The sequence below is a fragment of the Providencia sp. PROV255 genome (assembly GCF_028478065.1).
Classification (GTDB): Bacteria; Pseudomonadota; Gammaproteobacteria; order Enterobacterales; family Enterobacteriaceae; genus Providencia; species Providencia rettgeri.
The window spans coordinates 42,469-58,344 of sequence record NZ_JAMPMI010000019.1 but is presented as its reverse complement, the minus strand read 5'-3'; the positions used below and the strand labels follow the sequence as shown (position 1 = coordinate 58,344).

13 protein-coding genes are annotated in these 15,876 nt (G+C 42.2%); 8 read left to right on the top strand and 5 right to left on the bottom strand.

Going from position 1 to position 15,876, the window contains the following annotated elements; translation table 11 throughout:
• Window positions 1–202 precede the first annotated feature (202 nt).
• The 6 genes from macA (at window position 203) to PR725_RS17295 (ending at window position 7,803) form a co-directional block, all read left to right on the top strand.
• Window positions 203–1,309 (top strand): macrolide transporter subunit MacA, encoded by a 1,107-nt coding sequence (gene macA / locus PR725_RS17320; protein ID WP_109911019.1) that lies wholly within the window; start codon window positions 203–205, stop codon window positions 1,307–1,309.
• A 2-nt stretch (window positions 1,310–1,311) separates the two neighbouring features.
• Window positions 1,312–3,255, top strand: a complete 1,944-nt coding sequence (gene macB, locus PR725_RS17315) for a macrolide ABC transporter ATP-binding protein/permease MacB (protein WP_109911020.1) — start codon at window positions 1,312–1,314, stop codon at window positions 3,253–3,255.
• Window positions 3,256–3,678: 423 nt separating this feature from the next.
• Window positions 3,679–5,025 (top strand): purine-cytosine permease family protein, encoded by a 1,347-nt coding sequence (locus tag PR725_RS17310; protein ID WP_004909397.1) that lies wholly within the window; start codon window positions 3,679–3,681, stop codon window positions 5,023–5,025.
• A gap of 10 nt (window positions 5,026–5,035) precedes the next feature.
• Window positions 5,036–5,869, top strand: a complete 834-nt coding sequence (locus PR725_RS17305; RefSeq protein WP_109911021.1) for a nitrilase-related carbon-nitrogen hydrolase — start codon at window positions 5,036–5,038, stop codon at window positions 5,867–5,869.
• Window positions 5,866–6,618, top strand: coding sequence for an IclR family transcriptional regulator (locus tag PR725_RS17300; RefSeq protein ID WP_109911022.1), 753 nt, complete (start codon window positions 5,866–5,868; stop codon window positions 6,616–6,618). Before PR725_RS17305 ends, PR725_RS17300 begins: the two co-directional genes overlap by 4 nt.
• Window positions 6,619–6,855: 237 nt before the next feature.
• Window positions 6,856–7,803: a DUF1177 domain-containing protein gene (locus PR725_RS17295; RefSeq protein ID WP_004909405.1), complete on the top strand. Its 948-nt coding sequence runs from the start codon at window positions 6,856–6,858 to the stop codon at window positions 7,801–7,803.
• A gap of 77 nt (window positions 7,804–7,880) precedes the next feature.
• On the opposite strand, the gene cspD is transcribed toward PR725_RS17295, so the two are convergent.
• Entirely contained in the window at window positions 7,881–8,126 is a 246-nt protein-coding gene (gene cspD, locus PR725_RS17290) for a cold shock domain-containing protein CspD (RefSeq protein ID WP_004909408.1), read from the bottom strand.
• 390 nt (window positions 8,127–8,516) lie between these two features.
• On the opposite strand from cspD, the gene clpS reads away from it, so the two are divergent.
• The gene (clpS, locus tag PR725_RS17285) at window positions 8,517–8,837 is read left to right on the top strand and encodes an ATP-dependent Clp protease adapter ClpS (RefSeq protein WP_004909410.1); all 321 of its coding nucleotides are present in this window, start codon (window positions 8,517–8,519) and stop codon (window positions 8,835–8,837) included.
• Between the two features lie 31 nt (window positions 8,838–8,868).
• Window positions 8,869–11,151, top strand: a complete 2,283-nt coding sequence (gene clpA / locus PR725_RS17280) for an ATP-dependent Clp protease ATP-binding subunit ClpA (protein WP_109911024.1) — start codon at window positions 8,869–8,871, stop codon at window positions 11,149–11,151.
• 60 nt (window positions 11,152–11,211) lie between these two features.
• On the opposite strand, the gene infA is transcribed toward clpA, so the two are convergent.
• The 4 genes from infA to cydD form a co-directional block, all read right to left on the bottom strand.
• Entirely contained in the window at window positions 11,212–11,430 is a 219-nt protein-coding gene (gene infA / locus PR725_RS17275; RefSeq protein ID WP_004244560.1) for a translation initiation factor IF-1, read from the bottom strand.
• 141 nt (window positions 11,431–11,571) lie between these two features.
• Complete coding sequence (aat, locus tag PR725_RS17270) at window positions 11,572–12,273, bottom strand: leucyl/phenylalanyl-tRNA--protein transferase (RefSeq protein WP_004256353.1); 702 nt, start codon at window positions 12,271–12,273, stop codon at window positions 11,572–11,574.
• 7 nt (window positions 12,274–12,280) lie between these two features.
• Complete coding sequence (gene cydC / locus PR725_RS17265; RefSeq protein WP_004909441.1) at window positions 12,281–14,023, bottom strand: heme ABC transporter ATP-binding protein/permease CydC; 1,743 nt, start codon at window positions 14,021–14,023, stop codon at window positions 12,281–12,283.
• Window positions 14,024–14,025: 2 nt separating this feature from the next.
• Window positions 14,026–15,792 (bottom strand): heme ABC transporter permease/ATP-binding protein CydD, encoded by a 1,767-nt coding sequence (gene cydD / locus PR725_RS17260; RefSeq protein ID WP_272569896.1) that lies wholly within the window; start codon window positions 15,790–15,792, stop codon window positions 14,026–14,028.
• Window positions 15,793–15,876: the final 84 nt, after the last annotated feature.

Below are 15,876 nucleotides of genomic sequence, written 5' to 3'. Positions count from 1 at the left end.
TCGAGAAATATTACTTGTTGTTGATTGATTATTAAGAAATGGTTCTTTCAGGTTTATCACATGTTGAATCAATTGATAACTTAAGTGATATATAATTTGATCATTAGTTTTTAGCTGACAACTAATTGGAACCTCCTTTTTACACGTTGTCAGCGATCTTAGAGGGCAAAGCCCTCTTTTTGTTCATAGGAAGCAAGTAAACATGAAGGCAAAGCCTAAGAAAAAGTGGCCGATTTATTTGGCAATCATTATTGTTGCCCTAATCACCGCTGGGTTTCTTTTTAATCGTGAGGAAGCCGAGGTTTTTCAAACCGTAGATGTCACTCGAGGCAATTTAGATAAACAAGTACTGGCAACGGGGAAACTTGATGCCGTACGTAAAGTCGATGTGGGCGCTCAGGTGAGTGGGCAGCTGCAAACGCTGTATGTCAAAGAGGGTGATTATGTTAAAAAAGGTGACTTATTAGCGGTTATTGACCCGAAAAAAGCTCAAAATGATGTTATTGAGTCTGAGGCAACAACACGTGAGCTCGAAGCCAATTTATCATTAGCTCAAGCCGAGCTGCGTCTTGCCCAAGTGACTTATCAGCGTCATTTAAGCCTAGCAAAACAGCAAGCAGTTTCTCAACAAGAACTTGATAAAGCTAAAACCGATGTGGAAGTAAAAAAAGCGCAAGTCGCCACTTATCAAGCTCAAATTAAGCGTAACCAAGCCACTCTAGATTCGGCAAAAACAAATCTAAAATATACGCAAATTACGGCACCAATGGATGGTATTGTCACCTTTATTAAAACACTACAGGGACAGACGGTTATTGCTGCCCAAGAAGCACCAACAATTTTAACGCTTGCGGATTTGGATACGATGCTAGTGAAAGCCGAAGTTTCTGAAGCCGACGTAATTTATTTGGAACCCGGTCAAGATGCTTCTTTCACTGTTCTAGGGGCTCCAGATAAAAAATTTGCTGGGCAATTAAAGGATATTTTGCCAACTCCTGAAAAAATTAATGATGCCATTTTCTATTATGCGCGTTTTGAGGTGCCTAACCCGCAACATTTGTTGAAATTACAAATGACCGCTCAGGTCACGATTGAATTAGATTCACGTAAGAATGTGCTATTGCTACCACTATCTGCATTAGGTAATGAAATTTCACCACAAACCTATGAAGTGGATATTCTGCAAGGCAATAAAGTCGAGAAAAAACAAGTTGAAATTGGTGGTCGAAACGATGTGTATGTGGAAATTACCAAAGGCCTAAATGAAGGTGACAAAGTGGTCATTGGGCACAACGAGGCGGAATACTAACTATGGCTGCGTTAATTGATCTTCAAGGGATCACTCGCCGCTATGGGGAAGGTGAAAACCAAGTTACGGTCTTAAAAAATGTCTCACTGCAAATTAATGCAGGTGAGATGGTAGCGATTATAGGTGCTTCTGGTTCAGGTAAATCCACACTCATGAATATTATTGGGTGCTTAGATAAACCAACAGAAGGGAATTACTGTATTGATGGCCAAAGTGTTGCAACATTAGATAACGACCAATTGGCAGAATTGCGTCGAGAACATTTCGGTTTTATTTTTCAACGCTACCATTTATTAAGCCATTTGAGTGCGGAGCAAAATGTTGAGGTACCTGCGGTATATGCAGGAGCGGGTAAAAACCAACGTCGTGAACGAGCCGCCCAACTATTACAGCGTTTAGGGCTTGGAGAGCGAATTGAATATCGTCCAAGTCAGTTGTCTGGCGGGCAACAACAGCGCGTGAGTATTGCTCGCGCCCTAATGAATGGCGGGCAGATAATTCTTGCGGATGAGCCAACAGGAGCGCTGGATAGCCATTCGGGGGAAGAGGTCATGAGTATTTTAAAAGGCCTTTGTGCCCAAGGGCATACAGTGATTATTGTTACTCATGATCCCGAAATTGCTCAGCAAGCGGAACGTATCGTAGAAATTAAAGATGGCGAAATTTTGAAAGATTCGGGGAGTAAAGCCTCGATACGTGCAAATTCATTACCAAAAGCCCCCGCAAGGAAACTCACATTAAATCAAATGTATGGCCGATTTAGTGAGGCATTACTGATGGCTTGGCGTGCCATGGTTGTCAATAAAATGCGCACGCTGCTAACGATGCTTGGGATTATTATTGGTATTGCCTCTGTGGTTTCAATTATGGTGATTGGCGATGCGGCGCAGGGCATGGTACTCAATGATATTAAATCGATCGGAACCAATACCATTTCTATCTATCCCGGGAAAGATTTCGGGAGTGACGATGCAGAAAATAGGCAATCATTAAAATCTTTGGATATTGACGCGATTGCTAAGCAGCCTTATGTCCACGCTGTCTCTGGAGAGTTGAACAGCTCAACTCGGTTAAGGAAAGGCAATTTAGATGCATCAGCTCAACTTTCAGGTGTTGGGCGTGATTATTTTAATGTTTATGCTTGGAAGTTCTCAGAAGGAATGGGGTTTACTCAAGATATGGCGGACAGACGAGCTCAAGTGGTGGTCATTGATGCTAACACCAAGCGCCGCTTTTTTCCTAAGCAAGAGCATGTTATTGGCGAAACTTTACTTATTGGTAATATGCCAGCAACGGTCATCGGTGTACTTGAAGAAAAAAAATCGGCTTTTGGTTCGAATAAGTCATTATCCATTTGGTTACCAGACACCACGGTAAATAGTAAAGTGCTTAACCGGCCATACTACGACAGTATCACTGTGCGGGTTAAAGAGGGCTATGATGCTAAAACAGCGGAGCAGCAACTAATCCGCTTATTGACATTGCGTCATGGTAAGAAAGATATTTTTACCTATAACCTAGATACCTTTATTAAAACGGCGGAGAAAACAACCCAAACTATGCAGTTATTCCTCACACTAGTGGCTGTCATTTCATTAGTAGTCGGGGGTATTGGTGTGATGAATATTATGCTGGTTTCTGTGACAGAAAGGACACGAGAAATTGGTATTCGTATGGCGGTAGGGGCTAGAACCAGCGATGTGATGCAGCAATTTCTCATCGAAGCCGTACTGGTATGTTTAATGGGCGGCCTGATGGGAATCGGCTTATCGTATGGAATTAGTTTATTGGCTCAAATGGCGCTACCGGGCTGGACTTTTTCTTTTGATCCTGTGGCGTTAATCAGTGCCTTTGTTTGTTCAACAGCCATTGGTATTATTTTTGGCTTTTTACCTGCGCGAAATGCGGCTCGCTTAAACCCAATTGACGCATTAGCGAGGGAATAGTTTATAGCTTAGTCATTTATAACCTAATCATTTATAACCTAAATAATTACTGTGTATCTTCTGCATCACAGGGTTTGGTGCAGAAGATATATAGAAGGCATTAAATGCTAACGTGAAAGAGATATCTGCTCAAGAATAGTCTCATTTATTGGAACCGAGTTCCTCAAATAAATTCTGCTAATTAAATGCGTTATTTTTAACTCCTTCATTTCCTGATAATATTTTTTTCAATCTATATATTCCCTCGTTTCTCAAAATATTTCATAATAAAAAACTATCTGAAAAGATAAATTCTGCTTGCGAATTGGTATCGATCATGGCTATCATTTGCCTTGTAGAATAAATGAAACCTAGTTCCATATAATGGAACTTATAATAAAGCCAGTAAAAACTAAGCAAAGACAACCACACAGCAGGTGCGATATGGCGAATAAAGCAGGTGAAGATTATTCTTTGGCTCGAGTACCCCAAAGTGCTCGTAGACCGTTCTATGAAGTGTTAATTCTACGAATTGGTGCGCTAGCTTGTGTTTCACAAGTGATGTTAGGTGCAGCTCTTGGGTATGGGTTAACTTTTTGGCAGGCGTTTTGGGCAACAATGCTTGGCTCTGTAATTTTACAGGTTGTCAGCTGGGGGCTTGGAGCGGCTGCGTGCCGTGAAGGAATGTCGATCAGCCTACTGTCTCGGTGGGCGGGTTTTGGTAAGTTAGGCTCAGCTCTCATTGGTGGCGCGATTGCTATCTCCTTAATGGGCTGGTTTGGCGTCCAAAATGGTTTCTTTGCGGATGGAATGTATAAAGCGACTAATGTGCTAACACCAGGGACTTGGTCACTTATTACAGGTATTGCGGTGACGGTTATAACAGTATATGGGTATCGATTTTTATCTATTACTGCCAATATCTCAACGCCGCTATTTTTATTCGCGTTAGGCTGGGCGACATATAATTTATTATCAGGTCAAGATATTGGTACACTTATCAATGACACTGAACCCGCCGGGCCATTAATGACTATGCCTGCGGCCATCACAATGGTTGCTGGTGGTTTTATTATTGCAGCAGTAACAACACCCGATATCAGCCGCTTTATGAAAGGGCCTAAAGATGTGTTTTGGATGACTCTCATCGGCACATTTTTTGGTGAGCTACTGGTCAATATGATAGCGGTACTAATGGCATTATCATTACGTACAAGCCAAGTATTTGATTTAATGATGGCACTGACTGGCCTATTAGGTGCATCGATTGTTATCTTCTCGACAATAAAAATGAATGACATCAATCTGTATTCGTCATCTTTAGGTTTTTCAACACTGCTAAATGCCATCTTCAATAAGCGCTTTGACCGCCGCTATTTAACGTGGGTGATTGGTATCTTCGGCACAATTGCTTCAATGTTAGGGATCTTAGATAACTTTATTGGTTTCTTAATTTACTTAGGAATAGCCATCCCGCCTGTCGCAGGGATTATGGTTGTTGACTATTATTTATTGAAGCGTGATCGCAAAGAATTAGATATCACTCGAGAGCAAGGCATATTACCACCAAGCTGTGAAGCATATAACCCTGTTACCTTAGTTGTGTGGGTGATTGCCGTAGCTGTTGGATGGGGAACTTCGGAATTAGGTCCATTGCACGCTGACTATGGTATCCCTGCGCTTAACTCTTTGATTACTGGTGCAGTAGCCTATTGGATAGGCATGCGCTGGCAGGCGAAAGCGAAAGGTGTTGAAACGGTACACTTTCGCAAAGTCTCTCATTTAGATTAAGGATTAAACAATGTCAGGTACAAAAGTTAAAGTTGCTCTGGCTCAGTTTGATTCAGAACTAGGCAATAAAACCAATAACTTGCAACGAATGGCACAGTTGTGCCAACAAGCCGCGGATTCAGGAGCAAAATTGATCTGTTTTCCTGAACTGGCGACAACAGGTTACCGTGGCGACTTACTGACCACTAAGTTGTGGGATTTAAGTGATTCTATCGGAAGTGAAACTTATACGCTATTTAGCGAGCTTGCTACTCGTCTAAATATCACTATTGTGAGCGGTTTTGTTGAGCGCGGTGAATATTTAGGCGATATATATAACTCTGTCGGTGTTTGGAACCCTGGATGTGAGGGGATCAGTGGTGTTTTTCGTAAAGTTCATGCTTTTGGGCTAGAAAAACAGTGGTTTGGACGCGGTGATAGTTTCCCTGTGTTTGAAACACCGATTGGTAAAATCGGTATCATGATTTGTTATGACATGGGCTTTCCCGAAGTCGCACGAATTTTAACATTACAAGGTGCCGAATTGTTATTAGCTCCTTCAGCTTGGTGTGTTCAAGACCGAGATGTTTGGGATATTAACAGTGCATGTCGTGCATTAGAAAATGGAACTCACTTACTTGCAGTGAACCGTTGGGGTCATGAAGAAGATTTGCATTTATTTGGTGGTAGTAAGGTTTTAGGTCCTCGCGGCCAAGTACTTTGTGAAGCCAGCTGTGAAGGTGAGGCGCTATTAATTGGTGAGGTTGATTTTTTAAACCAAGCCCATACCCGCTTAAAAGTGCCTTATCTGAGAGATAGAAAGCCACAAAGCTACAGTGTATTAACCCAAGGTTTAGGGTCATGAGTATTTTATCTAGCGTTGTTGACGTTTACCAACTGTTCCTGCGTTCTGGAAATGAGCTGACTGTGACAACGTTGGTTAATGAATTAGGTATGCCTAAAAGCTCGGCTTCCCGCCTTTTAAAGCAAATGGCAGAGCTTGGGTTGCTAGAAAAGAAAAACAATGCACCGATATATCGGCCAGGTTTGCTGATTATGGAATTAGCGCATCGAGCTAGGGGAATGAATCCGTTAATCGATATGATGCTTGAAGCGCTTGATGAACTTGCGAAAGATAGCGGTTTTACCAGTTATGTGTCAGCACTTGACGATGATATGGTTCGTGTCGTTCATGCACGCTTTGGCAATAGCATGTTGCAAGTGATTACTCAACCGGGGACACGTTTACCTATACTGGGAACGTCAACGGGGCGTGCATTATTAGCAAGGTTACCGCTAAATGAGCGGTCAAAAATTATTGACCGTGAACCCAAAGAAGAGCGCGGTAAATTAGTTGAGCGTTTGGATTTAGTGGCTGAGCGCGGCTGGGAATTTTCGATGGATGAATCCGTTGCTGGAGTCGCTTCCATATCTAGCACGGTGTTCGACCCAGCGCAAAATACGTTATATGCCTTGTGTTTAAGTTTGCCTGCGACGCAAATGAATGATGAGGTTATGGCGCTGTTATCCAAGAGTCTTTGCCATAAAGCCGCTTATCTTGGTTGTATGGTGGGTGACCCATATTGGTTGCAAAAAAGCATAAATAAGTCATGAACTTATTTCGTGTCATAAAAGCAATCAGTAGTAAGAAGTAGGTAGTAGAAGTAATCAGTAAATTATAAATATTTATATTGTTAGTATTTTAAGTGCGTGAATACGCCTTCATCAGGAAAAGTGGAACCTCAATTACGTGAGGCTCCATCTAGAGCGAAATGAGGTTAACTCGCTATTTTATGCAAGTTAACCTCAAAGTAGCTCTTCACTCCCATAAAAAAAATTAAAGGAAGTACAATGAGTCTAAAACAAACTCTTTGCCTATATGAGCTAATCGATTGCGCTAGTGTTAAAGGTGAAGACATTGTTGCATTGTTCCAAGATTTCCCACACATTGAAGTCATGTCTAAAACGGTTAAGGATAACAAAGGGCAAAGCGATTTTGTTCGTATTCTTATTCCAGGAACACAAGGTAAATCACACCATAAAGATGCGCCAACGCTGGGGATCATCGGGCGGTTAGGCGGAATTGGTGCTAGGCCTTCTCGAATTGGTGTTGTCTCTGATGCAGACGGTGCGATTGCCGCACTTGCAGCAGCGCTTAAACTGGCACAAATGCATGAAAAGGGCGATCGGCTACTCGGCGATGTCGTGATCACGACACATATTTGCCCCAATGCGCCAACACGTCCGCATACACCTGTTGATTTCATGGACTCCCCCCTTGAAGATGCCACGATGAATCAACATGAAGCTATCCCTGAAGCGGATGCTATTTTGTCTGTAGATACCACAAAGGGAAATCGTTTACTCAATCATAAAGGGTATGCGCTGTCTCCAACGGTAAAAAATGGCTATATTTTACCTGTATCAGAGGATTTAATCCGTTTGATGGAGTGGAGCAGTGGCCAAAAAGCGGTGACATTCCCGTTGTCAATTCAAGATATCACGCCATATGGTAATGGCCTGCATCATATCAACAGTATATTACAACCTGCAGTATCTACATCTGCGCCTGTGGTTGGCGTCGCTATCTGCTCAGAAACGGTGGTGCCTGGTTGTTCTACAGGGGCTAGCCATGAGGTTGACATTGCAGCGACAGTGAAATTTATGATAGAAGTGGCTAAAGCATTCACAGGAAAGCAATGTGCGTTTTATGATGTTGAACAGTATGATTTATTAACGTCACTATATGGTGATATGTCGCACCTGCAAACCGCGGGCAATGGTGCAGTAAAGAAGTGATTAATTGATAAATAGTCACAGTTAATTATTAGTGTTGTCAGTATTACTAAAATAATTAACTGTGCTCTATTGCTGAGCTATTGATTTAATTCGGTAATGTTGTCTGGGACATCCTCAGTGTTAATAGGAACAATGAGGTCTGCATGATTACCTTTTGGGCCAATAGTCACACTAAATTGAACTTTCTGGCCAGCTTTTAGTGTCCTGTAACCGTCCATTTGAATACAGGAATAATGAGCAAAAATATCTTCTCCGCCATCAGCCGGGCAAATAAAACCAAAGCCTTTTGCGTTATTGAACCACTTAACGATACCCGTCTCCATATTTCATCCTTCAGATTTACCAATATTTGCGTTTAAAGTAATGTATAAAAAACACACAAAATAAGTATAAGTACGATGTTATTTGTTCGTAAAATATACTGTAATAAATTGCCTTCTAAGGTCAAGAGGCGAGGTACAGGAATTAGTGGAAAGTGTTAAGAATTCGCTAATCAATAGCGCTCATTTTCTATAATATTTGATGTGGCTCACAGATTGCTAACCATGGAAGCAAAGGTGATTCCCATGGTACACTGTGACTTGAAGCAATATAAACAAAAACAGCATGGTTACGAAATGGTATAGTTTTGTGGTGTTATCAATATGATTGATAGAAATCGTTGATAATAAAGACTATGCTTAAATTGAAGTTAAACACTGAGCAAGAAAGTAATGAGTGATTTTCTGGGCACATTTAAAACTGATGTCATTTTTAAAGATGAAATAGAACAAACCTTACAGCCACCTTCGATGTATAAGGTGCTATTAAATAATGACGATTACACTCCGATGGATTTTGTTGTCGAAGTGTTACAAAAATACTTTTCTTTTGATGAAGAACGCGCTACACAGATAATGTTAGATGTCCATATTCAAGGAAAGGGAGTTTGTGGAATTTTTACTGCAGAGGTTGCTGAAACAAAAGCGTCACAAGTCAATACTTTTGCTCGTGAACATGAGTACCCTTTGCTTTGCACTATAGAGAAAGTCTAATTTGGCTTAATATCAATTTTGGGAGGTGCTTATGCTCAATCAAGAACTGGAGCTTAGTTTAAACGTAGCTTTTACGAAAGCGAAAGACAGCCGCCATGAGTTTATGACTGTAGAGCACCTATTGCTAGCGCTACTGAGTAATATCTCTGCTCGCGAAGCTTTAGATGCTTGTAAGGTTGATCTTGTTGCATTACGTCAAGAACTTGAACACTTCATCGCGCAAACGACACCTTTGTTACCCGAAAATGATAGCAGAGACACCCAGCCTACGTTGAGTTTTCAGCGTGTATTACAGCGCGCCGTTTTTCATGTGCAATCATCTGGGCGTAACGAAGTTAGCGGCGCAAATGTATTAGTCGCAATTTTTAGTGAGCAAGAATCCCAAGCTGCGTACTTATTACGTAAACATGATGTTAGCCGTTTAGATGTGGTTAATTATATATCCCATGGCACGATAAAAGGCGAAGAGTCGCCATCAGAACAAGATATCCCCTCTAATAGCATGCAAAATGAAGAGCAGCCGGTCCCAGAAGACCATATGGACAACTTTACGACCAACTTGAACCAGCAGGCCAAGAAAGGGAATATCGACCCTCTAGTTGGACGTCAGGCTGAATTAGAGCGTACCATTCAAGTACTGTGTCGCCGTCGTAAAAATAACCCACTATTAGTTGGCGAGTCAGGTGTCGGTAAAACCGCGATTGCGGAAGGGCTAGCATGGCGTATTGAGCAAGATGATGTTCCTGACGTAATGAAAGGCTGCACAATTTATTCATTAGATATTGGCTCATTACTGGCGGGAACTAAATACCGTGGTGACTTTGAGAAACGCTTCAAAGCATTATTAAAAATGCTGGAAAAAGATCCGAAGAGTATTTTATTTATCGATGAAATACACACTATCATCGGTGCAGGGGCGGCCTCTGGTGGACAAGTTGACGCGGCAAATTTAATTAAACCGTTGCTATCCAGTGGCCGAATTCGTGTTATTGGTTCTACAACATATCAAGAATTTGGCAGTATTTTTGAGAAAGACAGAGCATTGGCGCGTCGTTTCCAGAAAATTGATATTGTGGAACCAACTCCAGAAGAAACAATTCGCATCATCAATGGGTTAAAGCCTAAATATGAAGCGCATCATGATGTTCGGTATACCGCAAAGGCAATTCAAGCCGCGGTGGATTTATCTATTAAATATATCACTGATAGACATTTGCCTGATAAAGCCATTGATGTGATCGATGAAGCTGGTGCCCGAACGCGATTGGTTGCACCAAGTAAGCGTAAAAAAACCATTGGTGTACCCGAAATTGAAACTGTTGTGGCGCGTATCGCCCGCATTCCTGAAAAAACCGTTTCTTCAAGTGATAAAGACAAACTCAAGACACTCGACTCTCGTTTGAAAATGTTAGTGTTTGGGCAAGACAAAGCGATAGATTCGTTGTCTGAGGCAATTAAAATGAATCGGGCAGGTTTAGGGTTAGAAAATAAACCGGTGGGTTCTTTCTTGTTTGCAGGTCCGACGGGGGTGGGTAAAACGGAGGTCACTGTTCAGTTAGCCAAAGCGCTGGATATTAAATTATTACGTTTTGATATGTCCGAGTATATGGAGCGTCATACTGTTAGTCGTTTAATTGGGGCTCCTCCTGGCTATGTCGGCTTTGATCAAGGCGGTTTACTGACTGATGCAGTTATTAAACATCCTCACTCAGTGGTGCTGTTAGATGAAATCGAAAAAGCCCATCCTGATGTGTTTAATATCCTCTTACAGGTAATGGACCACGGTACTTTAACGGATAACAACGGCCGTAAAGCAGATTTTCGAAATGTTGTTGTGGTAATGACAACCAACGCAGGGGTACAAGAAACTCAGCGTCGTTCTATTGGTTTTGCTGAGCAAGATAATAGTACTGATGCGATGTCAGAAATCAAAAAGGCATTCTCACCAGAGTTTCGCAACCGCCTTGATGGTATCATTTGGTTTAACTCATTAACTCCGGAAATTATTACGCAAGTTGTTGATAAGTTCATTGTGGAATTACAAGTTCAACTTGATGAGAAAGGCGTATCAATTGAAGTTAGCGCGGCGGCTCGCCGTTGGTTATGTGAAAAAGGTTATGATAAAGCGATGGGTGCCCGACCTATGGCTCGCACCATTCAGGATAACCTGAAAAAACCATTAGCAAACGAGTTGCTATTTGGTTCACTAACGAATGGTGGCTCTGTAAGTATCGGGCTTGATGAAAAAAGTAACACACTGACATACAGCTTCAGTAGCGTGCACAAGGCCTCTCCGGAGGATGCGGTATTCTGACGAATAGACCACAGGTGTATCAATGCACCTGTGGTTGTCAGGCCTTGCCTGAAGCGAATATCAACGGCTACGGAAAATGATTCGGCCTTTGCTCAGGTCATAAGGTGTTAACTCTACAGTTACCTTGTCGCCTGTCAGGATGCGGATATAGTTTTTACGCATTTTTCCAGAAATATGAGCAGTCACCACGTGACCGTTTTCCAGTTCAACACGGAACATTGTGTTTGGCAGGGTATCTAAAACTGTGCCCTGCATTTCAATATTGTCTTCTTTGGCCATCTAATCCTCTAAGTTTAATAACCGTGATTTTTAACGGGCAAGATAATGCCCAAAAACCCGCACTAAGTAAAGAAGTGTCGCATTTTAACGCGATCTTTATTTTTAAGTGAAGGAATAAAATTAATGTAAAACCAAAATTCATTAATCGAAAATTGGCGGTATTTCAATCGATTGCGGTATCCAGCAGGCGGGGTCAATCGCTTTGTCACGCCACCGATAAAGAATATGTAAAAAATCCCTACGGGATATCTCTTTTGCGCCCATTGAGGCGGTATGGTGGTTAAGTACCTGACAATCAAAAAGTTGCCCATTATAGCGCAAAAAATGAAAATAGAACGTAATAAAAGCAAATTTGGATGCATCATTCATTCTACTGAACATAGATTCCCCACAAAATAGGTGCCCCATGTTCACACCATACAGGCCTCCAACGAGTTTATCGCCATACCAAGCTTCAATGGAATGAGCCATTCCTGCTTGGTGTAATGCCAAATACCCAGCTTGAACTTCGGGTAAAATCCATGTGCCTTCTTGGCGTACAGAACAAGCTTCAATAACTTGCTTGAATGCATGGTTAACGGTAATGCGATAAGTCTGCTTTTTTAATACTTTTTTCATTGACCGGCTAATATGAAGCTCACCAACCATGAGTACTGCTCTAGGGTCCGGAGACCACCATAAAGGCATCTCTCCAGGATTAAACCAAGGAAAGATACCATCATAATAAGCGGCTTGCAGCCTTTTTGATGAAAGATCTCCGCCAATCGCTAATAAACCATTGGGCTCCCGCATGGCTTCAGACACGGGAGGGAATAAATAGGAGTCGTCATCTAATTGATACATATACGCCTCAGAGCGGTTGCTGTGCCCAGTGGCGCTGGCGGAACTGATAATACTGGCCTTGCATGCCTAACAGCGCTTGATGAGTACCTTGTTCGATGATTTTACCATTATCCATCACACAAATGTTATCCATTTCCTCTAAGCCCTGCATGCGGTGAGTAATGACAATTAATGTTTTATCAGCACATTTTTCTTTGAGTAGTGCTAAAATCTGTTGTTCTGTATGCGCGTCAAGCCCTTCCGTTGGCTCATCCATTAGAATTAATGGGGTATTATGTAACAAAGCACGGGCAATGCCTAAGCGGCGCTGTTCCCCACCTGAAAGCTGTCGACCGCCTTCTCCCATCCATGCATTAAGCTTTAATTCGTTTTCTAATAAATTGCCCAAGCCAACTTGTTGCAATACTTCATTTAATTCGATATCAGTCGCTTGTTCATTGGCGAGTAATAGATTATTGCGTAATGTATCACTAAAGACATGAACCCGTTGTGGCACAACAGACATCATATTGCGTAACGATTTTTCGCTAAATTCGTTAATAGGCGTGCCATTTAAGTAGATGGTTCCGCTATCAACATCCCAAGCACGAGTTAATAATTGAAGGAGTGTTGATTTACCGCAGCCAGTTTTACCTAATAAAGCAAGGTGTTGGCCTTTATTTAACGTTAAAGATACATTGTGAAGAACGGCAAATGGCTGCTCTGGATAGGTAAATGAAATATTGTCGACAGTCAGGCTTTCCAATGTTGCGATTGAAGGGCTTTCACTTGGGAAAGTTACCTCCGGTTTCGCGGTCATTAATTGGGAAACGCGAGTAGCAGACGCAATCACCTGCCCCATATGTTGAAAAGCTACCGCAACTGGTCCTAGTGCTTCGAAAGCAGCCAGCGCACAGAAAACAAACAAAGCAATGAGAGCCCCCGGTTTAGTATCCCCGCCCACATGGTCGGCAGCCATCCAAAGAAGTAGTGTCGCAGTCACACCAGAGGCAAATAAAATAATGGCTTGAGATAGCCCAGTAAGTGCCGCTTGCTGTTGTTGGCGTATTTGCCATTTGTTTTCAATATTAAGCAAGTTTTGACGAAAACGGTCAGTGGCGCCAAACAATGTTAGCTCAGCTTGCCCTTGCAGTGCAGAGGTTAAAATAGTGCGATAACTTCCACGTAATTCGGTTAGTTCACGGCCGATGGGTTTGCCAGCACGATAAAATATAAATGGCATGGTAAACAGTAAAAACAGCATGATGCCACCCAGTGTCCACGCAAGACGAGGGTCGAGGTAACTTAAACCAAAAATAAGGACAAAGGTAACAAAAAATGCAGTAATGATCGGCGATAAAACACGTAAATAGAGGTGATCTAGAGTTTCTACGTCAGCGACGAGGCGATTGAGTAACTCCCCTTGACGGAAACGACTGATACCACCCGGTGAAAGGGGTAATACTTTACTAAAAGCAAAAACTCGCAAATGAGCAAGCACCTTAAAGGTGGCATCATGACTAACTAGACGTTCTCCATAGCGACCAGCGGTACGAAAAATAGCGGCGCCACGGACACCTGCTGCGGGTAACATGTAATTAAAATAGTAAAGACCCGGAAAACCAGCAATTGCGGTTCCGGCTAAAAACCAACCGGAAAGGGTAAGTAAACCAATACTCGCCAGTAAGGTCACAATCGCTAAGATGATACCTAATGTAATTAAAAACCAATGGCGGCGGTAAAGGGCTAAGAAAGGTAATAAAATTTTCATTATCAAAGCTCCTCACTGCGATGGGCAAGTAACTGGGCAAAAGCGCCTTCTGATTGACTTAGTTGTGTGTAATTACCTTGCTGAATGATTTGACCATTAGCCATTACCCAAATTTGGTCATAATCAAGGGTTTCTTCCAGCAAATGGGTGACTAAAAGGGTTGTTTGCTGACTTGATAGCTGGTTAAGTGTTTGCATAACACGTTGCTCACTGTGGGAGTCTAAGCTCGCAGCGGGCTCATCTAGAAGTAGCATACGAGAAGGTTTCAACAGGGTTCGTGCAACGGCAACACGCTGAGCCTGCCCGACCGAAAGGCGGGCGGCATAGTCACCTAATTTGGTATTTAGACCGTCAGGCAAATGGGCTAAGAATTCGGAAACATATGCATTATCAATAGCCTGTTGAATTTCTGCCTCTGTAGCATTTGGCTTGCCTAAACAGATGTTTTCAACCAGTGTTTGCTCTGGAAGGTGAGTGTTTTGCCCAACCCAGCCAAGTAATTCACGCCATTTATCAGGACATAATTCACGAAGTTCAACACCATTTACGGTGATGGAGCCGCGATAAGGCAAAAAGCCTAACAATAAATTGAGTAATGAGCTTTTCCCTGCGCCACTTTGACCAACAATCGCAATACGTTGTTGTGGTTCAATATTGAAATCTAATGGCCCAGCAAGGCGCACTCCATCATGGGATAAAATTTCTAATTGTTTAGCCTGAATATAGATAGCATCATCGCTTAGTGTTTGGGTTCCTTGTTGAGTGTTTTGTTCCCCATCACTGTTTAACAATGTTTCGAGTGTTTCAGCGGCACCAACAGCTTGTGCTTTGGCGTGGTAGTATGTGCCAAGATCTCGTAGTGGTTGGAAAAACTCTGGAGACAGTATCAAGGCAAGAAAACCTGCAAATAGCGTGACAGGTAAACCGTAGCTACCAAAATTCATTTCACCTAGGTAAGAAAAACCAAAATAGACGGCAACAACAGCAATAGAAATCGATGCAAAAAACTCAAGTACACCGGAAGACAAAAATGCCATTCTTAGTACTTCCATCGTTCTGGAACGAAAATCCTCTGTTGATTCGCGAATTTGCTTAATTTCTGCCTTTTCACGAAAAAATAACCGTAAGGTATCAAGGCCTCGTAATCTATCGAGAAAACTACCGCTTAAACGACCTAATGCAATAAAATTACGGCGGTTAGCGTCCGCAGCACCTAAGCCGACTAATGCCATAAAAATAGGAATTAGCGGGGCAGTGACGAATAAAATAAGTGCAGCAGCCCAGTTAAATGGGAAAATAGCAATCAGGATCATAATGGGGATGATCCCCGCTAAATACATTTGTGGAAGATAGCGTGAATAGTAGTCTTGCATGTCTTCAATTTGTTCAAGAATAATCGTGGCCCAGCTACCCGCAGGCTTACCTTTAACCCATACAGGGCCGAGCTCTTGAAGTTTATCGAGTACCATGGTGCGTATTTCTTGGCGCACCACTTGGCCACAACGAAAGCCAACACGTTCTCGTATATAGGTGACAATTGCACGTAAGATGAAAACGCAAATCAGAAGAATAAAGGGAGTTAATAGCTGTTCTCGAGGAACGTTATCCATAATCAATGCTTGTAAGATAACAGCTAAGAACCAGGCTTGAGCAATAATCAGTAATCCGCTCAAAATACCTAGTAACATAGAGATCCGCAACCAGCGCTTGGCAGGGGAACTGTATTGTTTTAACCAACGTACCAATTCAGTCTGTCTTGATTTATCCATAATGATTTAGTTAGCAGGTGTAGTTTTAATGTCATTGAGTATAGTTAGGAAATACCAACCTAACGTTGCTTTTACCATGCGCTA

Coding starts and splice junctions, on each gene's coding strand:
- macA (WP_109911019.1), top strand. CDS start 203: ATGAAGGCAAAGCCTAAGAAAAAGTGGCCGATTTATTTGGCAATCATT.
- macB (WP_109911020.1), top strand. CDS start 1,312: ATGGCTGCGTTAATTGATCTTCAAGGGATCACTCGCCGCTATGGGGAA.
- PR725_RS17310 (WP_004909397.1), top strand. CDS start 3,679: ATGGCGAATAAAGCAGGTGAAGATTATTCTTTGGCTCGAGTACCCCAA.
- PR725_RS17305 (WP_109911021.1), top strand. CDS start 5,036: ATGTCAGGTACAAAAGTTAAAGTTGCTCTGGCTCAGTTTGATTCAGAA.
- PR725_RS17300 (WP_109911022.1), top strand. CDS start 5,866: ATGAGTATTTTATCTAGCGTTGTTGACGTTTACCAACTGTTCCTGCGT.
- PR725_RS17295 (WP_004909405.1), top strand. CDS start 6,856: ATGAGTCTAAAACAAACTCTTTGCCTATATGAGCTAATCGATTGCGCT.
- cspD (WP_004909408.1), bottom strand. CDS start 8,126: ATGGAGACGGGTATCGTTAAGTGGTTCAATAACGCAAAAGGCTTTGGT.
- clpS (WP_004909410.1), top strand. CDS start 8,517: ATGAGTGATTTTCTGGGCACATTTAAAACTGATGTCATTTTTAAAGAT.
- clpA (WP_109911024.1), top strand. CDS start 8,869: ATGCTCAATCAAGAACTGGAGCTTAGTTTAAACGTAGCTTTTACGAAA.
- infA (WP_004244560.1), bottom strand. CDS start 11,430: ATGGCCAAAGAAGACAATATTGAAATGCAGGGCACAGTTTTAGATACC.
- aat (WP_004256353.1), bottom strand. CDS start 12,273: ATGTATCAATTAGATGACGACTCCTATTTATTCCCTCCCGTGTCTGAA.
- cydC (WP_004909441.1), bottom strand. CDS start 14,023: ATGAAAATTTTATTACCTTTCTTAGCCCTTTACCGCCGCCATTGGTTT.
- cydD (WP_272569896.1), bottom strand. CDS start 15,792: ATGGATAAATCAAGACAGACTGAATTGGTACGTTGGTTAAAACAATAC.